General features: G+C 66.6%; 19 protein-coding genes and 1 pseudogene. 7 read left to right on the forward strand and 13 right to left on the reverse strand.

Going from position 1 to position 22,833, the window contains the following annotated elements:
- Positions 1 to 15: 15 nt before the first annotated feature.
- Genes ACFTWF_RS21905 through ACFTWF_RS21915 form a run of 3 tightly spaced genes read right to left on the reverse strand, consistent with a single transcriptional unit; the run spans position 16 to position 3,768 of the window.
- On the reverse strand, positions 16 to 1,491 hold the full coding sequence (locus ACFTWF_RS21905) for an AMP-binding protein (protein ID WP_378463278.1): 1,476 nt from the start codon (positions 1,489 to 1,491) through the stop codon (positions 16 to 18).
- Positions 1,488 to 3,047: a hypothetical protein gene (locus ACFTWF_RS21910; RefSeq protein ID WP_378463279.1), complete on the reverse strand. Its 1,560-nt coding sequence runs from the start codon at positions 3,045 to 3,047 to the stop codon at positions 1,488 to 1,490. The genes ACFTWF_RS21905 and ACFTWF_RS21910 overlap by 4 nt, the downstream gene beginning before the upstream one ends.
- 4 nt (positions 3,048 to 3,051) lie before the next feature.
- Positions 3,052 to 3,768 (reverse strand): PEP-utilizing enzyme, encoded by a 717-nt coding sequence (locus ACFTWF_RS21915; protein ID WP_378463280.1) that lies wholly within the window; start codon positions 3,766 to 3,768, stop codon positions 3,052 to 3,054.
- Positions 3,769 to 3,876: 108 nt separating this feature from the next.
- Between ACFTWF_RS21915 and ACFTWF_RS21920 the strand changes: the two genes are divergently transcribed.
- Positions 3,877 to 4,722: a response regulator transcription factor gene (locus ACFTWF_RS21920; protein WP_378463281.1), complete on the forward strand. Its 846-nt coding sequence runs from the start codon at positions 3,877 to 3,879 to the stop codon at positions 4,720 to 4,722.
- A gap of 88 nt (positions 4,723 to 4,810) precedes the next feature.
- Here the strand turns inward: ACFTWF_RS21920 and ACFTWF_RS21925 are convergent, their stop codons facing one another.
- The 10 genes and pseudogenes from ACFTWF_RS21925 to ACFTWF_RS21970 form a co-directional block, all read right to left on the reverse strand.
- Positions 4,811 to 5,956 carry a hypothetical protein gene (locus tag ACFTWF_RS21925; protein ID WP_378463282.1) on the reverse strand — a complete coding sequence of 382 codons (1,146 nt, stop codon included), beginning with the start codon at positions 5,954 to 5,956 and terminating at the stop codon, positions 4,811 to 4,813.
- Between the two features lie 21 nt (positions 5,957 to 5,977).
- Positions 5,978 to 7,600 carry a PEP-utilizing enzyme gene (locus tag ACFTWF_RS21930; RefSeq protein ID WP_378463283.1) on the reverse strand — a complete coding sequence of 541 codons (1,623 nt, stop codon included), beginning with the start codon at positions 7,598 to 7,600 and terminating at the stop codon, positions 5,978 to 5,980.
- 2 nt (positions 7,601 to 7,602) lie between these two features.
- On the reverse strand, positions 7,603 to 8,799 hold the full coding sequence (locus ACFTWF_RS21935; RefSeq protein ID WP_378463284.1) for a hypothetical protein: 1,197 nt from the start codon (positions 8,797 to 8,799) through the stop codon (positions 7,603 to 7,605).
- Positions 8,796 to 9,173, reverse strand: a complete 378-nt coding sequence (locus ACFTWF_RS21940; RefSeq protein WP_378463285.1) for a PEP-utilizing enzyme — start codon at positions 9,171 to 9,173, stop codon at positions 8,796 to 8,798. The genes ACFTWF_RS21935 and ACFTWF_RS21940 overlap by 4 nt, the downstream gene beginning before the upstream one ends.
- A 180-nt stretch (positions 9,174 to 9,353) precedes the next feature.
- Entirely contained in the window at positions 9,354 to 10,040 is a 687-nt protein-coding gene (locus ACFTWF_RS21945) for a rhomboid-like protein (protein WP_378463286.1), read from the reverse strand.
- A gap of 59 nt (positions 10,041 to 10,099) precedes the next feature.
- A complete protein-coding gene (locus ACFTWF_RS21950) occupies positions 10,100 to 10,735 on the reverse strand; it encodes a GAF and ANTAR domain-containing protein (protein WP_378463287.1) in 636 nt (211 codons plus the stop codon).
- 677 nt (positions 10,736 to 11,412) lie between these two features.
- Positions 11,413 to 11,790, reverse strand: coding sequence for a gas vesicle protein GvpJ (gvpJ, locus tag ACFTWF_RS21955; protein ID WP_378463288.1), 378 nt, complete (start codon positions 11,788 to 11,790; stop codon positions 11,413 to 11,415).
- A 174-nt stretch (positions 11,791 to 11,964) separates the two neighbouring features.
- Positions 11,965 to 12,906 (reverse strand): fumarylacetoacetate hydrolase family protein, encoded by a 942-nt coding sequence (locus ACFTWF_RS21960; RefSeq protein WP_378463289.1) that lies wholly within the window; start codon positions 12,904 to 12,906, stop codon positions 11,965 to 11,967.
- On the reverse strand, positions 12,903 to 13,685 hold the full coding sequence (locus ACFTWF_RS21965) for a cyclase family protein (protein WP_378463290.1): 783 nt from the start codon (positions 13,683 to 13,685) through the stop codon (positions 12,903 to 12,905). The genes ACFTWF_RS21960 and ACFTWF_RS21965 overlap by 4 nt, the downstream gene beginning before the upstream one ends.
- Positions 13,686 to 13,728: 43 nt before the next feature.
- A pseudogene (locus ACFTWF_RS21970) lies at positions 13,729 to 15,501 on the reverse strand (CocE/NonD family hydrolase).
- 90 nt (positions 15,502 to 15,591) lie between these two features.
- On the opposite strand from ACFTWF_RS21970, the gene ACFTWF_RS21975 reads away from it, so the two are divergent.
- The 6 genes from ACFTWF_RS21975 (at position 15,592) to ACFTWF_RS22000 (ending at position 22,826) form a co-directional block, all read left to right on the forward strand.
- Positions 15,592 to 16,209 (forward strand): TetR/AcrR family transcriptional regulator, encoded by a 618-nt coding sequence (locus ACFTWF_RS21975; RefSeq protein WP_378463291.1) that lies wholly within the window; start codon positions 15,592 to 15,594, stop codon positions 16,207 to 16,209.
- Between the two features lie 124 nt (positions 16,210 to 16,333).
- The gene (locus ACFTWF_RS21980; RefSeq protein ID WP_378463292.1) at positions 16,334 to 17,098 is read left to right on the forward strand and encodes a DeoR/GlpR family DNA-binding transcription regulator; all 765 of its coding nucleotides are present in this window, start codon (positions 16,334 to 16,336) and stop codon (positions 17,096 to 17,098) included.
- A 94-nt stretch (positions 17,099 to 17,192) separates the two neighbouring features.
- Positions 17,193 to 18,710 carry an amino acid permease gene (locus ACFTWF_RS21985; protein WP_378463293.1) on the forward strand — a complete coding sequence of 506 codons (1,518 nt, stop codon included), beginning with the start codon at positions 17,193 to 17,195 and terminating at the stop codon, positions 18,708 to 18,710.
- Positions 18,707 to 20,137, forward strand: coding sequence for an FGGY family carbohydrate kinase (locus ACFTWF_RS21990; RefSeq protein ID WP_378463294.1), 1,431 nt, complete (start codon positions 18,707 to 18,709; stop codon positions 20,135 to 20,137). The genes ACFTWF_RS21985 and ACFTWF_RS21990 overlap by 4 nt, the downstream gene beginning before the upstream one ends.
- Positions 20,134 to 21,582 carry an NAD(P)/FAD-dependent oxidoreductase gene (locus tag ACFTWF_RS21995; RefSeq protein WP_378463295.1) on the forward strand — a complete coding sequence of 483 codons (1,449 nt, stop codon included), beginning with the start codon at positions 20,134 to 20,136 and terminating at the stop codon, positions 21,580 to 21,582. The genes ACFTWF_RS21990 and ACFTWF_RS21995 overlap by 4 nt, the downstream gene beginning before the upstream one ends.
- The gene (locus ACFTWF_RS22000) at positions 21,579 to 22,826 is read left to right on the forward strand and encodes an NAD(P)/FAD-dependent oxidoreductase (RefSeq protein WP_378463296.1); all 1,248 of its coding nucleotides are present in this window, start codon (positions 21,579 to 21,581) and stop codon (positions 22,824 to 22,826) included. The genes ACFTWF_RS21995 and ACFTWF_RS22000 overlap by 4 nt, the downstream gene beginning before the upstream one ends.
- The last annotated feature ends 7 nt before the right edge of the window (positions 22,827 to 22,833 follow it).

Here is a 22,833-nt window from a genome sequence, read left to right on the forward strand (position 1 = left end):
CTTTCGGTATCGGGGTCACGCCCGCGCGGCGACCATGCGGTCACGGACTTCGCGGCGCAGGGACTTCCCGACCGGGCTGGTGGGGATGTTCGGCCAGATCTCCAGGGAGCGAGGACGTTTGAAACCTGCCAGCCGATCGGAGCAGAACTCGAGGATCTCGTCGGGTTCGGCGGTGGAGCGGGTGACGACGGCGGCGGCGACGCGTTCGCCCCACTTCTCGTCGGGCAGGCCCACGACGGCGGCCTCGACCACCGCGGGGTGCGTCAGCAGGGCGTCTTCGACCTCACGCGGGTAGACGTTGAAACCGCCCGAGATGATGACGTCGTGTCTGCGGTCGAGCAGGTGCAGGTATCCGTCGTCGTCCCAGCGTCCGATGTCGCCGGTATGCAGCCAGCCGTCCGGTTCGATCGTCTCGGCGGTGGCGTCGGGGCGACGCCAGTACCGGCTCATCGTGTGCGGCCCCCGGGTCAGTACCTCCCCGACCTCGCCGGGCCCGAGCGCGGTGCCGTCGCTCGCCCGGACCTGCACCTCGACGAAGGTGTAGGGCTTGCCGGCGGAGGTCAGCCGCTCGGGGGTGTGTTCCCACGGTTGCAGGCAGGTGATCGCCAGCGGCGCCTCCGCCTGACCGTAGAGTTGCGCGAAAACCGGTCCGAGAATGTCGATTCCGCGTTGGAGCACGCTGGTCGCGATCGGGGCGCCGCCGTAACACAACCGCTCGAGGGCGAGGTCCGCCGTTGCCGCGGCGGGATCCTCGAGCAGCATCGCGATCATCGTCGGCACCATGAACGTCGACGTGGCCCGGTACTTCTGCGCGGCCTCCAGGAACGCGGTGGGCGAGAACTTCGACACGAGGACGTTCGGGGCACCCTTCACCAGGTGTGGCAGGAAGAATGCGCCGCTGCCGTGGGTGATCGGTGCGGCGTGCAGCATCACCGAATCCGGCCGCAGGTTGGGCAGCAGGTCGACCAGGAAGTTGGCCACCTCGGCGAGTTCGCTGCGCGTGGTCAGCACCACCGCCTTGGGTTTGCCGGTGGTGCCGCCGGTGTACGCCAGGCGCAGCGGTTCGTCCTGGTCGCGCCGCACGTCGCAGGGGCCCTCGGGGGCGCCGGCGATGAGCCCGGGCAGTTCGTCGGCGGTGATCATCACCTCGACCTGAGCGGGTGGTTCCCCGGCGTGGACCAGCGCTCGTGCCTGTGAGTCCTCGACCTTGTAGGCGTGCTCGTGGGCGGTCTCGCGGACGTTCAGCGGGACCCGGACCAGGCCGGCCTTCGCGAGGGCGTAGTAGACGACGACACCGTCGATGCCGTTGGGCATGAGGACCGCGACGCGGTCGCCGGACTCGAGGCCACGGGCCAGCAGCGCGTGGCCGAGCCGGTCGGTGAGTGCGTCGAACTCCGCGAAGCTCACCACCCGGTCGCCGTCGATCAGCGCGGGGGCGGCACCGAATTGACGCCCCGCGCGGCGGATCAGGTCACCGATCTGCATGGTCATTCGCCGTTCCCACTCGCGGCGGGAAGGTCTGCGCGACGCAATCCGGAACCGCGGCCCTCCAGGTTCCGGGAGCCCCGCTGGGCGAGTCGGTACAACTCGTCCGCCTGCGGGGTGCCGTGGTTCCACTTCACCCATTCCTCGTCGAGGTACCGGTTGGGTCCGTCGAGAACGGCGGGGGTGAATCCTCGTGCGCGCGTGTTGTAGTCGTCGATGTCGATCCGTCCGGCGCTGGTGGTCCACAGTCCGGTCTTCTCGGGCAGGCTGGACGATCCGGTGAACGTGTCGCCGGCGGTGGGCGCGTAGTCGTCGTCGGTGAGGACCGAGAAGGGGATTCCGGTGAGCATGTTGCGGTTCAGGTCGGAGTAGCGGGCCATCGTGTATTCGTTGCTGGTCTGGTGGGGCAACCCCAGCAGTCCCACCATCTCACCGAGGTTGTCGCGACCGTATTCGTCGTTCAGCAACGGCTTGAACCGCTGCACTCGTTCGTCGATCTGGAACCAGTCGTCCTGCCGGTAGGTTCCGGCGAGATGCGCGAAGTCCTTACCGACCGAGGAGTAGACCATGGCGCCGGCGTCGATCATCTGCTCGCGTGACCAGTTCGCGATCCGCTTCCACAGGTCGGTGGTCGCCTCGTTGAGGATCTCGCGGTACTGCTCCATGGTGTCCGCCAGGGTTTCGGCGTTGTCCATGCCGACCGGAATGTACCCGTCGGTCAACGCGTCCGAGGTGTACATGCCGACGGCTTCGATGTTCGCGGCGTTGTAGCCCGGTTCGGCCTCGAACGACGCCCAGTCGTCCATGAGGTGGAAGTTGGTGCCCTTGAACACGATCGGGATCGTGAGATTGTTGAACGGCAGCTGGGAGGCGATGCCGTCCAGCCACGGGTAGTCCCCCTCGGTGAGGTCGAAGAAGTCCCGCATGATCATCTGCCGGTTGTCGCCGAAGTTGTAGGGTCCGCTGTTGTGCAGGCCGATGCGGCACTCGCAGTGGGCGAGGAACGCGTACTGGGACAGCTGGGCCACGAGTTTCGTGGCGGCGGTGTGCAGCCGATCCCCGGGAACCACGCCGTGCAGGTCGGACTCGAACACCTGCAGGGTGCGCTCGGGCAGGAACTGGCTGCGGTCGCCGAACTCCTTGTTCGTGAGGTGCCCGTCGTTGCGGTGATATGCCAGATTGAAGCGCCGGGAGAAGTCGAGCACGTCGACGACGTCGTCGACGGCGTCGGTGGGTCGGATCAGGCCCCAGTTCATCAGCATTTCGCGGCCGATGAGGTAGAACGCGGGCATACCCCACGCCGCGTTCACGGTGTCCACCTTCAGGCTGACCTCCCTGGCGCGGTCCCCGAGTTCCTCGGCCGGCGTCGCCGCGTCGATCTCACGCAGCAGGGTGGGCAACCGGTAGAAGCTGTTGAGATAGCTCACCAGCATGTACGGGTTCATCGGGAACAGCTTCGACTCCTGTACGGTGCGCGTGATGCACAGCCAGTACGTGGTGTCGGACAGGCTCCGCAGGTAGTTGTTGGTTTCCAGCAGGGTCCGGTAGTTCAGGTTCGCCATGGTCTCAGCCCTCGTTCTCGATCAGCCAGATCCGGGCATGCCCGGTGTCACCCAACTCGTATGCGTCCGACGCCGGAGGTGCCGCGGTCACTTCGAGTTCCACCACGTCGCCGTTCTTCAGGTCGTTGATCTTGCAGTTCATCAGCGTGGGGACGTCGTACTCCCGGGCGAGGATGCCCAGGTGGGACCGGACGGTCCCGCCGAGGCAGATGACGCCGGCGAACCCCTCGATGATCGGGGCGGTCAAGGTGCCGCCCGAATCGTCGATCACGGCGATGGTGCCCGGCGGGATGCCGTCCGCGAGGAATTCCATGACCTGCTCGATGGTGGACACCAACGCGACCGGTCCGGTGACCGTCTGAGACTTCTTGATGACGTTGTCGCCGACGCCGACGTGACGACGACCGTCCGAATCCAGACCCTCGGCGAAGGTCCGCGCCTCGCGGTCGGCGCGCTTGTACTTGTCCGGCTCGGAATCGAGCGAGACCGTCGCCGAGTACTCGAACCGGTACCCGGAATCCAGGGCCTCCTGCTCGACGGCCAGGGCGTCGTCCACGGAGAAGAGATCGAACTGGCGTTCGAATACGATGTCCTTCCACTGACCATCGGTGGCGGCCCGTCGTTGCGCCACCAACGACCGCACTGCGGTGTTGAAGCGGCCGGGCAACGGGAGCATTTCGGTCGATCCCCATTTCGGGGTACTAACCACGGAGTCGGACATGTCACCTCACTCGTTTGTGCGGCGGCCTTCACGCCACCGACGCCGAAATTGGGGCCTCTACCTGGCCCTTTTTCTCCGGCTTCTTTTCGTTGTGAGGAAAAACTAGCTATGATCGCGACTGTGACCCAGTCCACGTTGGGGGACAGTTCCGAGACGTCTTCGAAAACCACACAGTCCACGTCCGGAACCCACTCCCCCCTCCGCGCCCAGCTGCACAAGGCTGACTACGAACGCGCTTTCGACGTCCTCGAACAGTGCGCCGACGCAGCCTGCCTTCCCGACTTCAAAGAGCGGGCCGTCGACGCGATCAGCGAGCACTTCGAGCTCAGACACGTCTCCTTCTTCGCCGGTCCGACCTTCCACACCGTGTTCGAGGACTCCGCACCGCTAACGGCAGGCAAAACCGCCAAGATGCTGCCCGAATACAAGGCTCGGTGGGCCCGCTACGACATCTTCGGCACCCCCGTGGCGATGCGCCAACTCGTCCACAGCGGGCTGTCCACGCTGGACGAGCTGCAATCGATGGGACAACTACCGGCTGCAGCGGACGCCTACGTCAGGTACTTCCTGCACTCCACGTGGCGGATGCAGACCGCGGCCGCGTTGCGACTGGAGCTCAGCTCGGGGCACACCGCCCTACTCGGCATGTTCGACCCGGAGCCGGGCAAGATCGGCACCGCCGAAGCGGCCACGCTGCGACTGCTCAGCAAACAGATGTCGGCGATGGCGCGCGGGCTGCCGGCGTCGAAGCCGCAGGGGGCGCTGGCGAAACTGTCCGAGCGACAGCGGCAGGTCGTTCAGCTCGTCGCGGACGGGTTGTCGAATGCGCAGATCGCAGAAATCCTCTCCCTCGCCGAGGACAGCGTGAAGAAGTACGTCACCCGGATTCTCACGTCCACCGGATGTCAGTCGCGCATGGAGCTCGCACTGCTCGCGCGGGCCCAGCGAATATAGTTCGGGCCCAGCGCATTCGGCCGGGTCTCGGCGGAGACACGAAAGGGGGCCGCGGACGATTCGTCCGCGGCCCCTCGTCACGCTCCGATCAGAGGAAGGAGTTCTCCTTCGTCAGCCCGTAGCGGGGATGTTCACCGATCACCATCGATTCGAAGATGCCGTACCCGACGGCATCGCCTTCACGGCAGCGGATCACGCAGTCCCGCAATTGATGTACTTCCCGCGCCGTCGCGGCGTCCGAGACATCCGCGTACCGTTCGCCGTCGAGATGCGACGGACCGTGCCACTGACCGTGCCGGTGACCCTTGAACCCGAAATACAGGCCCGTGCCGAGGTGGAAGCCGGTGTCGCTGACCGGTTCGATCTCGATGGTGCGGGTCTCGCCCCACCCGACGTCGAATGTCAGCTTGCCGCCGAGCAACCGGCGGTTGACCGGATCGTATTTCAGATCGTCCTGCAAGCCGTGCAACGGAACCTGGGTTCCATCGGGCCGGTTCTCGAAACCGGAGAAGTACGTCGTCGCACCGTCGACCCACTGCAGGTAGTGATGGATCTCGTAGCTGGAGCCGTCCGGGCGCTGCAACCACATCGGGCTCCAGGTGAGGAGGAAGTCGCCGTCCAGCCGCTGGGGCTTGTAGACGTCCGGGGCGGGTTCCCCGACGTCCATCCGCACGCCCCACGAGTGATCGCGGAATCCGAACCACTCTTCGTCGCGGACCTCGATGCGTTCACCGTCGATCCAGATTTCACCACTGATCGTCGACGCCTGGTGGTAGCGCAGGAGATCCGACTGGACACGGAAGCCCTGGGTCTCGCGCTGCGCATCCTTCTGTTCCAGGAATGGTGGCAGCACTCCGGTGACGGTGAGGTCGAAGCGAACCGGAATGACGTCGTTCTCCTGCAGCGTCCACCGCACCTTGCGTAGCGGCTCGAGGACCTCGTAATCCAGGGGACCGACCCCCACCCGTTCTGCATCGAGGTCGAGTTGCCGGCTCGCGCGGACGGTGAGCTGCTCCTTTCCGCGGGAGATTCCCGCGAACATGTCCATCACGTTCCGGTTGTGGTACTTCCCGATTCCCACATCGACCTGTATCGATCCGTCGCGGGAGAAGAGCGACGACCACAGTTTCTCGGTCCACGTGTTGTCGGCCTGGCTGATGGTGGCAAACGTCTCGGGCGTCTGGTGGAACAACATCTCGTCTGCCGAGACGATCTTCTGCATCGATTGGCGCACGGCGGGCCTCCTTCTCGTTGTCTATCGGATGGGTGAGAACGATCCCGGCAGCCCATTGGCCACGAGAGCGCTCCCGAAGATTTCGGCGGCACGGTCGTCGTCGTCGAGGGGATCGGGATAGAGGGCCAGCGTGTCCGGGGCCATCGTCCAGTCGATCCGATCGGTCACGCCCGCCACCGCGGCGAACGGGCGCAGGCCCGACGTGTACATCGTGGTGGCAGCAAGAATTCGCTCTTTCCGGCTCATCGCGGCGAAGCGTTGATAGAGCGTCATGTGCCATCGGCTGAGGTCCACCGCCACCTCCGCCCAGGATTCGGGCGCGAGCAATTCCCGGGTGCCATCGGCACGGTGACCGTACACGGCAGCCTCGTCCACCGACGCCAGCAGCTGGTCGGGTTCGGTGAACGTCGTTCCCCAGTCGTTGATCTCGAACTCGGTGAACACGGTCCGGTCGAACGTCAGCGCCATCGTCAACCCGACGTAGGTCGGCGCGAGGTCCTCGGCCCACGGGTAGGCCCAGCTACTCGGGGCGAGCGAGAGATAGTCCCGCACGATCGTCTGCCGCGTCCCCGACCGGGGGTAGGGCCCCGAATCGCAGATGCCCACCCGCGAGTCGCAGAAGTAGAGGAACGAGTAACCGGACACTGTGGCGTTCAGCCGTTTCAGCGCCTTCGACGTCGACGGGTCGAGAACCTGTGCGCCTCCGGTCAACTCGTCGACGACATTGCCCGAAAGGTAACGGTTGGTGAATCGGGCGTCCTTGTAGTCGAGCGTGCCGTCGCCGCGGTGCGCGAGCGTGAGCCGGCGCCAGAAGTCGACCACCGTGCGGATGTCTTCACGTCGGTCACCGGGCGCAAGCTTTCCCATCTTGATCAAGCATTCCCGGCCACAGAGGAAGTGGTAGCCGATCATCCAGATCCACAGGGGGCTGACCTTGTTCGGACCCTCACGCAGCCGCCGGCCCAGTTCCTCGGCCGGCATGGCCTCGTCGATGATCGCTACCCGCTCGGCGTAGCTGTGGAAGTCCTCGATCACCGACATCGACATGTACGGCAGCATCGGGAACAGCTCGGACGTGAAACCGGAGCGGCGCGTGATCTCCGGTTTGAAGGCCCGGCCCATGTGCTGGATCAGGTCGTCGAGCCGATCGTCCGTCAACTCCTCCGCGATGAGTGCGTCGAGCGCGGCCGGGGACACCGTGACATCGAAGTCCTTGACCGCGATCTCGTCGCCGACCCGCCGGATGTACGCCCACCAGGCGTCGCCGACGTCGGCCGGAGAAGATGGTTCCTCGGTCTGCGCGGCCTCATACACGACGCCGGCGCCGTCCTCGATCGCCAGCGTGACCGTCGTGCCGTCGGCGACGTCGGTGATCAGTTCGGTGCCGACCAGGCAGGGCACTTCGAATTCCCGGGAGACGATCGCAAGGTGCGACCGCAGCGTGCCGTCGAGGCAGATGATCCCGCCCAATCTCCCGAGGATCGGGGACAGGAACGTGGTTCCTCCCGACGCCACCAGGGCGATGGTGGTCTCGAGGTCCGAGTCGAGCGACGAAATCACGTCGTTCGGTGACGAAAAACGCCGAATGGTCCCTGTCGCGTCCGCGAACGAGTACGACGGAACGCCTTTGCCGATGATGGCCACTGTTACCTCCCCAACGGACGGAAGCAACCGTCGCGGTCTTGCGGTACGAAGACGCCGCCGATCAGTTGCAGAGCGAGATCCGGATCGCTGAACTTCTGGAAGGAGTCGGCGATTCTCGGTGTGATGGCCCAATCGATCTCGTCGTAGCAGCCGGCGAGTCGAGCCCAGGCCTTGAGTTTCCACGCGTACATCTCGGTGGCGTAGAGGTTGCGTTCCTCCGGATCGGACTCGGCCAGGCGCTGATACAGCGCCCGGTGCGCCTTCCGGATCGCCTTGGTGGCCTCCTCGACCTCGTCGGCGCCGAGCGGTCGGAGGGTGCCGCCGTCCGTGCAGAACACCCGCGTTTCGATGATGTCGGCCTGGTAGTCGCTGGGGGTGAACCAGGCGGTGCCCCAGACGTTGTTGTCCATCTTCACCGTGGCGGGCAGCCGGTAGGCGATGACGAAGTGGTGGTAGGGCAGCGTTTCCCGGATGCCGTCCACCCACGGGAAGTCCCCGTCGCCGTCCGTGCAGGTCTCACGCAACGCCAGGAAGGTGCCGTCCTCGAGTTGGTACGGTCCGGTGTCGCACACCGCGGTGCGCGCGTCGCAGTTCTCCAGGAAGGCGTATGCGGTCAGGCGCGCACCGAATTTCCGGATTCCCGCCTTGACCGTGTCGTCCGCGGCGACGAGGTGGGACCGGATCTCGGCAAGCAGGTCGTCGTCGATGACGTGAGAACTGTTGGCAGGCTCGGCGTCCATGTTGAACAGGACGTTGTCGGTGCGCATCGCGATGGTGGCCTCGCGCCAGAAGCCGAGAACCTCGAGCTGATCCTCGAGACCGTCGGACAGGCTGTTCTCGCCCAGGTCGACGAACAGTTCGCGGCCCGTCAGATAGTGCAGAGGGGTAGCCGCGAGGTTGATGAAGCTGCGCTTGTTGCCGATCGGCAGGGCCTTGCGCACCAGTTCGGTGGGCGTGGCGTGCTGCCGGATGGTGCGGATGCGCTCGGGCACCCGGAGGTAGTCCTCCATCATCGACATCAGGATGTAGGTGTTCATCCCGAACAGTTCCGACTCGAACACGGTCCGCGCGGACAGTTCGGACTTGTAGGCCGCACCGGCGGCGTGGACCAGCCAGTTCCACTCCTCGAGTGTGGGTTCGTAGTCCGGGTCGGTGTAGAGGGCCTCCACGTTCACGGGAGTGGTCAGCTGCGCGGTCATGCGGTCACCGCCCCCACCGTCACGGCCACGCGCGCGGTCTCGGCATCGGACAGGTCCATCACCACGGTGTCGCCGTCGGAGACCTCTCCGGTCAGGTCGGCGGCGAGCACACACGGGACGTCGGATTCCCGGCACAGGATTGCCAGGTGCGACTCGCGGCTACCTGCGGTGCACACGATGGCCCGCAGGTCCGGCAGGATCGGTGACAGGAAGGTCATCCCGCCCTTGCTGACGAAGGCGATCGTGTCCTCCAGATCGTCGTCGTCGATCGACAGCACGTCGGCCGTGTCGTTGAACCACCTCGCCGTACCGCGCACCTCACCTGCGGTGAATAGATTGACACCGGTCCCGACCTCGTTCAGGTATCCGCTCATCACTGCTCCGTTCCGCCCGACGATGGGGCGTGAATTGACTCTGAGGCGCATGCCCAGCGCTGATCGCACGCTACGAGCCGAGCCGTGGTGTGACCCAGTCCACTTTGGGGGACAGTATCGATCGGCGTCACACAACCCTGGTCGTCACCGTTCGGAGGAAAGGCGAAGTGACCGGGTCGTTCAGGTGGTCGCTGCGGTTCGCCGCATACGACGGACGGCGGCGACCGGAGACCACACACCCTTCCGGGAACGGGTGATCGGGTAGCAGCAGAGGCCGAGCAGGACGGCGGTGAAGTGTCCGACCGCGGTGAAGTTCAGGTGCACGAACAACGGAACCAGATAGAACACCAGGACGGCGGCGAGATACGGATAGCGCCACGGCGGTGCGATTCGGTAGGTGAGTACCGCGACGACCCCGGCCAGGCCGTAGCTGACCCCGATGTCGAGGGTGTCGACGGCGGAGGCCGGCGCGCGGCCGTGGCGGATCGCCCAGTACAGGACGCCCTCGCTGAGGTAGGTGGCGCCGACGTGTGCGATCGCCACGACGGTCACCCATCGCAGAGTGCCCAGCCATCGCTCGGCCGGGACGTGGAAAACGTTGTAGAGGAGAAAGTAGGTGACCCAACCGCCGCCGGCGAGCCAGAAGGCACTCGCGATCAGCACCCTGACCGGGTCCTCCGCGAGATGGTGCAGGTTCGTCGACCGGTCACCGAGCACGACCTGAAGTTGCTCCGCCGAGAGATGCCGCGACACCACGGTTGTCGCCAGGAGCACCGCGAGCCACACGAACGTGCCGGGCGCCCGCCGAACATACGTCCACGCCGCCCGTATCCAACTCCGAAAGCGAGACGCCGTGAGTGCTTTCACCGATGCCATTGTGCGCCGTGCGACGGTCGGCATCAACGGCCCGCCGGGCCGCGGCCGGGTCAGTCCGGGAGCCCGTGCTCGACCAGCGTCCGTGCGACCTCGCTGAGCGGTTGGTTGACGTGCTGGGACTGCTCCGTCAGAAGCGCGAAAGCCTGCGCGGCGTCGATCGAATACCGCTGCATCAGCATGCCTTTGGCCTGTCCGATGATGTCGCGAGAGGCGAGGGCGTTGCGAAACTGTTCCTCGCGTTCGGACGCGATGAGCGCGATGGCGGCATGCGTCGACAGGGTGCTGCCGATGCTGAGCGAGGTGTCACCGAATGCGTTCGGGCGGCTCGAGTGCAGGTTCAGCGCGCCCAGCGTGTCTTCGGTGGTGTACAGCTGAAACGACAGCATCGACTGCACCCCGATCCTGGACGCTTCCGGCGCGAAGGCCGGCCAGCGCTGCTCGGTCCGCATGTCGGTGACGAGCACGGTCTCGTGCTCCCAGATCGCCTGCACACACGGGCCCTCTCCGAGGCGGTGTTGCAACTCGTCGACCTTCCTCTGCATGTCCGACGTCGCCGCCCGGGGTTCGAGCACTCTGCCACGGGCGATCAGGGTGACCCCGGCGTCCTCGGTCCCCGGAACGATGTCGCGGGCGGACTTGGTGATCACCTCCAGACATCCTTGGAGGCTGCCGTGTTCGGCCCGCATGTCACGCGCGATTTGTTCGAATTCAGTCCGCAACCGGCGTTCGAAACTGCTACCAGGGGCGGATTCTCGACTTTCGGTATCCAAGCTCATCCCAATACTTTTCTTTTCACTCGACCGGACGTCACGCCGATCGACCCCGGCGGAGTCCACAAATCGATGCAGTGGGCATTCCGTGCTAAATGCACGCCCAAATTCTCCACCGGGTGATCGCCCCCGGTCGATTTTTCCGACGGTATGGAACGGTATCGATGCGGCGCCGTTCGTGCGCCGTTCACAGCGGTGGCTCGGCTCCCACCTGGTGAGCCGAGCCACCACTTACCCCAGGTCCGGCGCGATCAGCCGATGCCACCGCCGAGGTTGAACGTGACACTCAGCCACTTCAAGAACGCATCGAGAGCTACGTTGAAGTCGATTCCTGCAGAACCCATCAGAATTCCACTCCTTCTGTCGATGGATAACCACGGGATTATTTCCTCCCGCTTATTCCGTATATCGCAGCGACCGCCGCGGCGCGTTTCGCGAATTCACGTAATTCTCACATGCTGAAATTGAACAACTGACCATCTCGATACGAAATAGGGCGTCATTTTTGTGCTATGACCTGCGATGATCGGTGAATATCGCAGCGCGGAACTCCCCGCGGGTTTTACGGTGAAATCAGTGAGAGCTACCCGTCGCTACTTCCGCCTCCGAGCGGAGCGGCGCGGCGCGGGTTCACGCTCGGCGTCCGACCCACCGAGCAGCTCGCCGAGGGTCTCACCCACCGCTTCGAGTGCGCCTTTCGTCTTCGATTTCGTGCTTCCGGCGCCCTTCACATCGGACACCAGATCTGTCAGACCCTTGGGTTCGCTTCCGATCGCGAGGCGATTGGCGGCCTCGGCGAAGCGCAGATAGGTGTCGACACTCGCGACCACGATGCGGGCGTCGATAGTCAGCAGTTCGATGCCGACCAGCGACACCCGCACGTAGGCGTCGATCACCAGACCCTTGTCGAGGATCGTGTCGATGACATCGGCGAGACTGCTCGAACTCGGACCCCCTCCGGCTGTTGTCATCACTCGCACTCCTTCGCTCCGGCTCCCGGCCATCGCCGTACCCGAACAGGACTACCCGGAACCGAGCGAAATCAAGCGGCCAAAAATCGGACATGACTGAGCAATTCGACAGTGGGCCGTGCGCGGAAACGTTCGGACCGGTCTCGATCCCGGTACGGGTGTCCCCCTGTCGCGCTACCCGGAACGGCGGCTCGCCCCTCGGGTCGCCGCAGGGACGGGGTGCAGGGGCGGCCCGGCGACGACAGTGTTGTGGATGGTGCCGATTCCGTCCACGGTCATGGTGACGGTGTCACCGATGCGGAGGGGTGGCGGTTGCCGCTCGCCGCGCCATCCCCACAGTTCGGCGAGACAGCCGCCGCCGCAGGTTCCGGAGCCGAGCACGTCGCCGGGCCGCACCCATGTGCCACGACTGGCGTAGGAGATCAACTCGGCGAAGGTCCAGGCCATGTTCGCCAGGGTGTCGCCGCCGATGCGGGTGTCGTTGACGAAGACCTCCATGCCGAGATCGAATCGGCCGTCGACCTCGTGGCCGGCGAGTTCGTCCACGGTGACCATCACCGGCCCGAGGGTGGTGACGGTGTCCTTGCCCTTCGCCGGTCCCAGGCCTACCCGCATCTCACGACCCTGCAGGTCGCGAGCAGACCAGTCGTTGAGAATGGTGAACCCGGCGACATGGTCGAACGCTTCGTCGAGGGACAGGTTGTAGCCGGCCCGGCCGATCACGACCGCGACTTCCAGTTCGAAATCGAATACTTCGCACCCCGGCGGCATCGGAACCGTTGCGCCCGAGCCGATCGCCGCGTGAGGGTTGGTGAAGTAGAAGGCGGGTGCGGCATACCAGTCCTCCGGGATCTCACCGGCGCCGGTGACCGAACGCAGCGAGCCGAGAGTGTGCTGCTCGAAGGTGATGAAGTCCCGAATGGTGGCGACCGGGACCGGCACGGCCAGTTCCGCGGCCGGGTCCCACGGCAGTCGGCGACCGGTCAGCGCTCCGCTCGGGTCGTCGGCCGCGGCCACTGCGAAGACGTCGGCAGACTCCGTCAGGAGGTCGAGGTGGTCGTCGACGACGACGCCGAAGCGCTGGACGCCGTCCACGAGCAGTGAACCGATTCTCATTCCTGCTCCTCGTCGAAGATCGCGACCGCGCGGGTCCACCCGGCCGACGCTCGATGGATCTTCACGGGGAAGCATGCCACCTGGAATCCCGAGGATGGGATCGAGTCGAGATTGCCGAGCTTCTCGATGTGGCAGTAGCCGATCTCCCGTCCGGCGCGATGGCCTTCCCAGATGATGTCGGCGTCATGGTTCTCGGCGTATCGCCGGGCGGTGTGGACGAACGGCGCATCCCAGCTCCAGGCATCGGTGCCGGTCACCCGCACGCCTTGACGCAGCAGGTGCAGTGTCGCCTCGCGTCCCATGCCGCAGCCGCTGTTCACGTAGTCGTCGTTGCCGTAGCGGTCGCCCGCGCGGGTGTTGACGACGACGATGTCGAGCGGTGCCAGAGTGAATCCGATCCGGTCCAGTTCGCGGTCGATGTCGTCGGCGGTGACGACGTAGCCGTCGCCGAAATGCCGGAAGTCGAGTTTGACGCCGCGTCCGAAGCACCAGTCGAGCGGGACCTCGTCGATGGTGATGGCCCGCTGCCCGCCGTTCATCGTGGACGCGTAGTGGTAGGGGGCGTCGAGATGGGTGCCGTTGTGGGTGGACACGCGCACGCGCTCGATGGCCCACCCTTCTCCGTCGGGCAGGTCGCCGACAGCGGCTCCGGGGAAGAACTGCAGCAGATCGCCTCGAGTGTGCTCGTGGTCCAGGTAGTCGATCTCGGGCAGGTGACCGGGTGGATCGGACGGAATTCCTGCCTGCAATGACACGGACAGGTCGACTATTCGTCGCATGATATGGATGTCCTCAACTGTTCGGGGGATGGATGCGGTCGGCTCACTTCGCCGGTATCACGGGCAGCAGCAACGAGGTGCCCGAGTCCGGACCGGTGTGCAGAGTGGTCAGCCCGTCGAAGATTCCGGCCGGTCGATCGTCCGGGTCGTCGTGGACGAAAACCCCGTTGCCGCGTTGCTCGATTCCGTACGCCACCGGCCACGGCCCGTCGCCCGGCAGCTGGAAGTCACGGCCCGACAGCGTGACGCCCAGCCGGTAGCCGGGCGGGACGACGATCGAGGTGGGCCAGATCTCGACGTCGAGGTCGACCGCCTGCCCGGGGGTGAGCGGCAGGATGCGGGTGTGCGGATGCCAGGGCCGGTGGGGCAGGCTGCGCTCCTAGTCCAGTTCCCGGTGGGAGGCACGCAGCCACCCCACGGCGAGCACACCGTGTTCGTCGATCGCGGACACGAGCGTGACCTCCTTTCCGTCGGGGTCCTGCACACGCAGGGTGACGAAGAGGTCGGCGTCGGCGGTCGTGGACGCGAGTCGGACCCGAGCGGAGGCCGGCCCGGTGATCTCCAGCGGCTCGGACAGCGGTTCGGTCCAGAAATCGATGCCGGGCCCCAGCGCCGGGAAGTCGACCGCATGCTCGGTGCTCGGTTCGGTGGTGGTCAATGCGGCGGACGCGGCGTCGAGGTGGAACCGCGTCCACCGGGTGCGGGCGAGCGGCCACTCCTGCTCGTCACGACCCTCGAAGGATCCGTCGACGTGGCGGACGTTCAGGCGCACCGGTGGCTGCCGGTCCCAGCCGGTCGCCTCATCCTTGAGGAAGTGGCCGAAGAACTGCTTCTGCAGACCCACGCCGTAGTCGGTGTAGAACTCGGCGTAATGCTCGTGACCGTGCACTTCCAGCCATTTCTGCGGTGACGACACCTGGGTGTAGCCGTCGAAATTGCCGCGGGTGTGCAGGTGGTGTGCCCAGTTCCCCGCCGACAGCACCGGGACCTCGATGCGCGTCAGGTCAGGCGTGCGCGCTCGGCTGAACTCGTCGAGCAGGACCCGGCGTTTGGCCTCGGCGACCGTCTCCACGCGGTTCGCGGCGAGAGCATCGTCGTCCAGGGTCGGGGGTCCGGCGACGAGTTCGCCGTTGTTCGGGTTGCGCAGGCCGCGCTCGCCCACCCCGTGCTGGACGGTGAAGATCTGACGGTCCTGCCAGGCCTGACCGAACCGGGACAGGATGCCGCCGTGCCGGTTGAAGTCACGGTAGAAATCCGTGAACCCCTCCCACGGGCAGATCGCCGTCAGGTGCGGTGGCCGCAGTGCCGCGACCAGCCACTGGTTGGCTGCGTAGTACGAAATTCCGAGCAGGCCCACTCGACCGTTCGACCAGTCCTGGGTCCCCGCCCACTCGATGGCCGCGTAATAGTCGTGGGCCTCCTGCTCGCTGAGCATGTCCAGCAGTCCGGCCGAGCGCCCGGTACCGCGCGAGTCGACTCGAATGCAGACGTAACCGTCCGGCACCCACTTCTCCGGATCGACGGTTTCCCACACCTGATAGGCGTTGGTCGATCCGGACACCGCGTCGGGATACACCGCGGCCAGACGCTGCCACATCCCCGCGAACCCCTCCTGGAAGGCCAGCCCCTTGCCGTACGGACCGAGGGTCATCAGCACCGGATACTCGCCGTCGTCGTCCGGGCGGAAGACATCTGCCCGCAGCACGGTGCCGTCCGGCATCGGCACGGGCACATCCCACTCGATCCGCATGCCGTCCGCCGTCTCGCTGCGTGCGGTGATCCCGTCGTCGACGGTGACCGATTGTCGTGAACGCATTCCACTGCCTCCTCTAAACGCAAGTTACTTGCATTAGCAGTATGCGCTGGGTCACACCACAAACGCAAGAGACTTGCGTTAAAGTGGGGCATGACCGAACCCGGGAGCCGGCCACGCCCCGGCGGCAGATCCGCGCGAGTTCGCCGCGCAGTGCTCGACGCCACCCTCGACGTGCTGCACCTGCACGGCATGGACGGGTTGACGGTGGCCGAGGTCTCGACCCGGGCCGGCGTGCACGAGACCTCGATCTACCGCCGCTGGGGCACGCGCGAAAACCTGATGATCGACGCCCTGCTCGAAGAGGCCGAGGAACTGCTCCCCATTCCCGACACGGGATCACTGCGCGACGACCTGATCGCCTACCTCACGTCGCTGGCGGCGTACCTCACCACTCCCCAGGGCAACGCCTTCGACCGAGCACTGGCCGCTGCCGGCGACGACCCGGCGGCCAGCCAGGCCCGCAAGCAGTACTGGGACACTCGACACTCACTCTCCGGCGAGATCATCACGCGCGGAATCGACCGCGGAGAATTACCCGGCACCACCGATCCCCGCCTTGCGGTGGAAATGCTCGTCGCACCCCTGCACTTCAAGGTCGTACTCAGCCGCGAACCGCTCGACCCGGGCCTACCGACGCGACTGGTCGACGCACTCCTCCGGGGAATCGTCGCGGACGAGGACACGAGCGGACGCGACACCGACAGCTGATCGTGCCGGATCCGACAGAGTGACAGATTGTGTGGCCCACTTCTCATTTTCGGGTTGACTGCAGACGGGCGAAATAGCACAATTACAGTCATATCCAGTCAGTCACCCACAAGGACGGTCACAGATGCTTCCCGTCGAACGCCACAAGGCCATCGTGAACGCCGTCAATGCCGCCGGTGTGGTCAGCACCGAAGGGCTGGTGCAACTGCTCGGGGTGTCTGCGGAGACCGTGCGGCGCGACCTCGCGTTGCTCGAGGAACGCGGCACCGTCCGGCGGGTACACGGCGGTGCGGCGAGCGTCGTCGCCAGGGGCGGTGAGGAGCCGTCCTTCACCGAGCGCGCGCAGCTCGAACACGAGGCCAAGGCCGAACTCGCCCAGGCCGCCGTCAGCCTGATGCAGAGCGGTCAGACCATCGTGATCGACATCGGAACCACCGCGGTCGAGGTGGCCCGCGCGATTCCCCACAGCTTCCGCGGAACGGTCGCCACGCCGTCCCTGCTGGTCGCCGCGGAGCTCGCCGAGCGTCCGGGCATCGACCTGCTGGTCTCCGGTGGCCGGGTGCGCAGAGGCGATCTGGCCTGCGCGAACGCGCACGCCAAGTCGTTCTTCGCCGATCTGTACGCCGATGTGGCGTTCATCAGTTCCGGTGGGGTGGACGCGGAGGTCGGGTTGACCGACTTCCATCTCGACGAGGTCGATGTCCGCAAGACCATCCTCGCCAACAGCGCCCACAGCTACGTACTCGCCGATTCCTCGAAGATCGGCCGGGTGGCTCCCTACCGGGTGTGCACTCTCGACGCTGTAGCCGGCCTGATCACCGATTTCCCTGTGTCCCAAGACATTGCCCAGGCATTCAAGGAAACCGGCGGGGTGATATTGACGGCGTGAACGGGGGCGGATCCACCGCCAGAGAAGAAAGCGGGCGACGTTGCAGCGTCGCCCGCCGGATCGAACACCCAACTCCAGTCAGAAAGACGATCCAATGAGTCATCATTCCACACCCCCCGATTCCGCCGGAGTGGGTGAGTTCGGGTACACCGAGTCCCTCGAACGCTCGACCGGCCGGTTCGCCTCCTTCGCCGTCGCGTTCGCGTTCGTCTCCATCGCGACCGGCATCTTCACCACCTACGGCAGCGTCCTCACCACCTCGGGACCGCTCGGGATCTGGACGTGGCCGATCGTGGTGGTCGGTCAACTCGCGGTCGCGCTGATCCTCGGTTCCCTCGCCGCCCGCATCCCCGTGACCGGCTACGCCTACCAGTGGGTGTCGCGACTGGCCAATCCGGTGCTCGGCTGGATCACCGGGTGGATCTCGTTCACGTTCCTGGCCATCGTCGTCGTGGCCGTCGACTACACCGTCGCCTCCACCGTGTTGCCCTCGTTGTTCGAGTTCTACGGCACGCCCACCACCAGTTTCGTCATCACCGGCATCGTGCTCCTCCTGCAGGGCCTGTTGGTCGGCCTGTCCACCAAGTGGACCGAGCGGGTCAACAACTTCGCGGTGACCGCGGAACTGATCGGCATGGTGGCGCTGGTCGCGCTGCTGCTGATCGTGGGGGTCGTCGCACACAAGCTCAACGTGGGCAACCTGTTCGAGCGTGGCGACATTCCCGCCGACGGGTACTTCAGCTTCGGCACCGCCACCTCCGCAGGCCCGTGGATGATGGGATTTCTGCTCGGCGCCTTCACCATCGTCGGTTTCGAGTCGGCGGCCAACCTCGCCGAGGAGACCAAGCGGCCGGAGGTCGTCGTGCCCCGGGCGATGTGGCAGGCGGTCCTCGCGTCCGGCGGTCTCGGCTTTCTGTTCCTGCTCGCGGTCACCGCGCTCGCCGACGACCCGGTCGCGCTCGCGCAGTCCGGGACACCGGTCGCCGACGTCATCCGCGCCGTGCTCGGCTCCTACGTCGGGACCGCGCTGCTGGTGCTGGTCGCCGTCGCCATCTTCGCCTGCGGTCTGGTCATCCTGATGACCGGGGTGCGGTTGGTGTGGGCGATGTCCCGCGACGAGCGCTTCCCCGCCTGGCAGTACATGCACAAGGTCTCGCCCCGGTTCAAGACTCCGCTCAACGCGACCGTCCTCGTCACCGTCGTCGCCGCGCTGATCCTCGCGATCTTCTCCACCCGCACCGACGCCCTGTTCAATCTGTTCGCCGCCGCCACCCTGTTGCCGTCGATCATCTACGCCGTCACCGTCGCCCTGTACATCGTCAAGCGGCGCTCGCTGCCCCCGACCAACGGATTCCAGTTGGGGCGCTGGGAGATTCCGGTGCTCGTCGTCGCCGTCGTGTGGTTGGTGTTCGAACTGTCCCTCTTCCGCGACGCGTCCTTCCGCGATCCGTGGCTGTACGTGCTGATCATGGTCGTCCTCGGCGGCCTCTACCTCGGATTCCTCCTGCTCACCCGCGGCACCCACGGCCTCCGGATGCCGGACATGCGCTCGATCGACGCCGAACTCGACGCCACCGCTGCCGCAGACAATGGATTGGAGTCGGCGAAATGACCGTTCTCGCCATCGACCAGGGCACCTCGGGTACCAAGGCGGTCGTCCTCGACCCCGACGACGGCGTGGTCGGGGTCGCCGAGATCCCGATCCACCCGCACTACCTGAGCGGTGGTGGCGTGGAACAGGATCCGGGCGAACTTCTCGAGTCCGTCCTGCAGGCCGGGCGCACCGCCATCGCGGACGCCGGACGCCCCGTCCACGCCGTCTCCCTGGCCAACCAGGGCGAGACCGTGCTGGCGTGGGACCCGCAGTCCGGCAAGGCCCTGACCCAGGCCCTCGTCTGGCAGGACCGGCGCGCCGAAGGGTTGTGCCGGGACCTCGACGCCCACAAGGACGCAATCGCCGCCCGCACCGGCCTGGTGCTCGACTCCTACTTCTCGGCCCCGAAGATGGCGTGGCTGCGCCGCAACGTCGAGACCGCGGGCGTGGTCACCACCTCGGACACCTGGCTGCTGCATCAGCTCACCGGTGCGTTCGTCACCGACGTCACCACGGCCAGCCGATCCCTCGCGGTCGACCTCGACGACCGTCGGTGGAGCGGAGAACTGCTGTCCCTGTTCGGACTCGAGGGTGAGCGTCTGCCCGACATCGTCGCCAACGACGAGATCGTCGGGACCACCTCCGCGTTCGGCGGCGACATCCCGGTCGGCGGCATCATCGTCGACCAGCAGGCCGCCCTGCTCGCCGAGGGATGCCTGGACGCCGGAATGGCCAAGTGCACCTTCGGCACCGGCGCCTTCCTGCTCGCCAACACCGGTGCGACGGGAGTCCGGTCGACGTCCGGACTGACCTCGTCGGTGGCGTGGCAGACCGGAGGTGAGGCCTCCTACTGCATCGACGGGCAGGTCTACACCGCGGCCTCCGCCGTCCGCTGGCTGTGCTCACTGGGCATCATCTCCGCCGCCACCGAACTCGATACGGTCGCCGCCCCCGACAGCAACGGCGTGCTGTGTGTGCCCGCCCTCGCCGGGCTCGCCGCCCCCTGGTGGCGGTCGGACGCCACCGCCACCATCACGGGCATGTCGCTGTCGACCGGGCGCGGCCACCTGGTGCGGGCCGTGCTGCAGGGCATCGCCGCCCAGGTCGGCGAAGTGATGTCCGCGATCGAGGCGGACATCGGCACTCCTCTGGCCCGCCTACGGGTCGACGGCGGCCTGACCCAGTCGAAAGTACTGATGCAGGCCACCGCCGACATCCTCCAGATCCCCGTCGACGTCTACCCGTCCGCACACGCGACCGCGCTCGGCGCCGCTGCACTGGCCGAGCTGTCCCTGAACCCGGGCCGCGGCCTCCGCGACGTCGTCCCGGCCTGGGAGCCGGCCTCGACGTACGAACCGCAATGGAGCGCCGACCGGACCGACGAATTCCGCACGGCCTGGCGCGATCTCGCTGCCACCACCTACAACACCCAGGAGTCATTGTGAACACCCCGCCAGTCCACGACGTAGTCGTCATCGGGGCGGGCATCGTCGGATCGGCGATCGCACGCGAACTCGCCGGTTACGAGTTGTCGGTCGCCCTCCTCGACGCCCGCTCGGATGTCGGCGACGGCACCAGCAAGGCCAACACCGCCATCCTGCACACCGGCTTCGACGCCAAGCCCGGCACCCTCGAATCGAAGATGGTCAGCCGCGGCTACGAACTGCTCTCCGAGTACTCAGGCCTGACCGGCATTCCGGTCGAGCACACCGGCGCCCTGCTGGTGGCGTGGGATCAGGAACAGCTCGACGCCCTGCCGTCGCTGAAGAAGAAGGCCGAGGCCAACGGCTACGAGAAGTGCCGGATCATCGACGCCGACACGGTCTACGCCCAGCTTCCCCACCTCGGCGAGGGAGCGCTCGGCGCCCTGACCGTCCCCGACGAGTCCATCATCTGCACCTGGACCACCAACCTCGCCCTCGCCACCGACGCCGTCAACCGCGGCGCCGCATTGCTCACCAGCCACGCCGTCGGCGCGATCGAGGTCGGCGACGAGCTGACCACCCTGCACACCGGAGGCGGTCTGGTGCAGGCGAAATGGGTCGTCAACGCCGCCGGACTCGGAGCCGACGTCCTCGACGAGCAGTTCGGCTACAAGCGGTTCACCGTCACTCCCCGCCGCGGCGAGCTGCTCGTCTACGACAAGCTGGCCCGCCCGCTCGTCGACAGGATCGTCCTGCCGGTCCCCACCGCCCGCGGCAAGGGTGTTCTGGTCTCCCCCACCATCTACGGCAACGTGATGCTCGGCCCGACCGCCGAGGACCTCGACGACAAGACCGCCACCGGAACCTCACAGGCCGGCTTCGACTTCCTCCTCGACAAGGGCCGGAAGCTGATGCCTCAGCTCCTCGAAGAAGAAGTCACCGCAACGTATTCCGGGCTGCGCGCCGCCACCGACCACGGCGACTACCTCATCGAGGCCGATCCCGACCAGCGCTACCTCCTCGTCGGCGGCATCCGCTCCACCGGGCTGACCTCCGGCATGGCCGTCGGCGAATACGTCCGCGACCGGCTCGAGGAGGCCGGGCTGAAACTTGTCGCCAAGGCCGAACTGCCCGCCCCGCCGCGGATGCCCAACCTCGGCGAAGCGTTCACCCGCCCCTACCAGGACGCGGAGAAGATCGCCGCCGATCCCGCCTACGGAAAGGTGGTGTGCTTCTGCGAGCGTGTCACCCGGGGCGAGATCCGCGACGCCTTCGACTCGGTCATCCCCCCGTCGGGGCTGGAGGGACTGCGCCGCCGCACCCGCGTGATGAACGGCCGGTGCCAAGGCTTCTTCTGCGGCGCGGAGGTGCAGAGCCTGCTCGACGAGCGCGGACACACGCCCTGCGGGCGTAAACCAGACAGCGCCCCTCAGCCGGGCACGATGAAGCAGGAGATCGGACGATGACCACCGCCCTCACCCCCGACGTCGCCATCATCGGCGCCGGACCCGCCGGCCTGACCGCGGCCGCGGAACTGGCCGAAGACCGGTCCCTCGATGTCCTCGTCCTGGACCGCGAATCGGTCGCCGGAGGCATCCCCCGGCACTGTGATCACCTCGGCTACGGCATCCGGGACATGAAGACCTGCATCACCGGCCCCGCGTACGCCCGCAAACTCGTGGACAAGGCCACCGCCGCCGGTGCGCAGATCCGCACCGACGCCACCGTCACCGGGTGGGCCGGCGACCGGTCTCTCGAGGTGACCTCCCCGCAGGGACGGCTGCGGGTCGACGCCCGCGCGATCGTCCTGGCCACCGGAGCCCGCGAACGGCCCCGCCCGGCCCGGTTGATCCCCGGCGACCGCCCGTCCGGGGTGTACACCACTGGGCAACTGCAGAACCTGGTCCACCTCCACCACCGCAAGGTCGGCAAGCGTGCGGTGGTGGTCGGCGGCGAATTGGTCAGCTGGTCGGCGGTACTCACGCTCAAACACGCCGGCTGCAGCACCGCGCTGATGACCACCACCTATCCCTCGCCCGAGTCCTACGCACTGTTCAACCTCGCCGGCAAGTCCCCCGTCCTGGGCGTCGACGTCGCCACCCGCACCCGGGTCACGAACATCATCGGCAAACCCGCCTTGCGGGCGGTCGAAATCGAGAACATCGACACCGGGGAACGGCGGACCGTCGACTGCGACACCTTGGTGCTGACCGGCGACTGGATCCCCGATCACGAACTCGCCCGCACCACCGGCCTGGAGATGGATTCGAAAACCAAAGGCCCCCTGGTCGATACCGCGCTGCGCACCAGCCGCGACGGCGTCTTCGCCGTCGGCAACCTCCTCCACCCGGTCGACACCGCCGACATCGCCGCCCTCGACGGCCGACACGTCGCCGCATCCGTCCGGAGCTATCTCGGCGGCCGACCGCCTCTGCACGACGGAGTGCGCATCCTGGCGGACGCACCGCTGCGATGGATCGCCCCCGGCCTGCTCCGCCCCGGCGACACCGCCCCCGCCCGCAACCGGCTGCTGCTGTGGACGGACACCCTGGTGCGGATCCCGAAGATCGTGGTGCGCCAGGACGGCAAGATCATCGCCCGCAGGACGCTCCCGTGGCCCGCCTCTCCCGGACGCGTGTTCCGGGTGCCGTCCAGCGTGCTCGACAAGGCCGACAGCCGGGGCGGACCCGTCACCGTCTCGCTCGGCTGATTCCCCT

The sequence above is a fragment of the Rhodococcus sp. NPDC056960 genome (genome assembly GCF_042674125.1).
Lineage (GTDB): Bacteria > Actinomycetota > Actinomycetes > Mycobacteriales > Mycobacteriaceae > Rhodococcus_F.